Annotated in this window: 1 protein-coding gene; it reads left to right on the forward strand. The window is 64.7% G+C overall.

The features are described 5' to 3' along the window. A partial coding sequence (locus AB0B25_RS32195) for a PLP-dependent transferase (protein ID WP_357187642.1) occupies nucleotides 1-1055 on the forward strand: 1055 nt, incomplete at both ends.

A 1055-nucleotide genomic window follows, 5' to 3' on the forward strand; every position in this document is an offset into this window, starting at 1 on the left:
CCGATCTACCAGACCACCTCCTACACCTTCCGCGACACCACCCACGCCGCCGCACTATTCGGACTCACCGAACCGGGCAACATCTACACCCGGATCATGAACCCCACCCAAGACGCGATCGAACAACGCATCGCCGCCCTCGAAGGCGGCGTCGCCGCACTACTACTGGCCTCCGGCCAAGCCGCCGAAACCATCGCCATCCTCACCCTCGCCGCCGCCGGCGACCACATCGTCTCCAGCCCACGCCTCTACGGCGGCACCTACAACCTGTTCCACTACACCCTGCCCAAACTCGGCATCGAAGTCTCCTTCGTCGACAACCCCGACGACCTCGACCAATGGCGCACAGCGATCCGCCCGAACACCAAAGCCTGCTACGGCGAAACCATCGCCAACCCACAAAATCACATCCTCGACATCCCCGGAATCGCGGACCTCGCCCACCACCACGGCATCCCACTGATCGTCGACAACACCGTCGCCACCCCCTACCTCATCCAACCCTTCACCCACGGCGCCGACATCGTCGTACACTCCGCCACCAAATACCTCGGCGGACACGGCGCCGCCATCGCCGGCGTCATCATCGACGGCGGCACCTTCGACTGGACCACCACCGACCAACACACCCAACCCCGATTCCCCGGCTTCACCACCCCCGACCCCAGCTACCACGGCATCGTCTACGCCGACCTCGGCGCACCCGCCTACGCACTCAAAGCACGCGTACAACTGCTGCGCGACCTCGGCGCCGCGATCTCCCCCTTCAACGCCTTCCTGATCAGCCAAGGCATCGAAACACTCAGCCTGCGCATCGAACGCCACGTCCAGAACGCGCAAACCGTCGCCGAATTCCTCAACGCACACCCCGAGGTCGAGAAAGTCCACTACGCGGGTCTGCCCTCATCGCCTTGGTATGAGCGCGGGCAGCGGCTTGCGCCGAAGGGCGCGGGAGCGGTCGTCGCGTTCGAGCTGCGTGGCGGTGTGGACGCGGGCAAGAAGTTCGTCGACGGATTAGCCCTGCACAGCCATGTGGCTAACATCGGGGATGTGCG

Origin of the sequence: Nocardia sp. NPDC049190 (genome assembly GCF_040648115.1) — a bacterium.
Lineage (GTDB): Bacteria > Actinomycetota > Actinomycetes > Mycobacteriales > Mycobacteriaceae > Nocardia.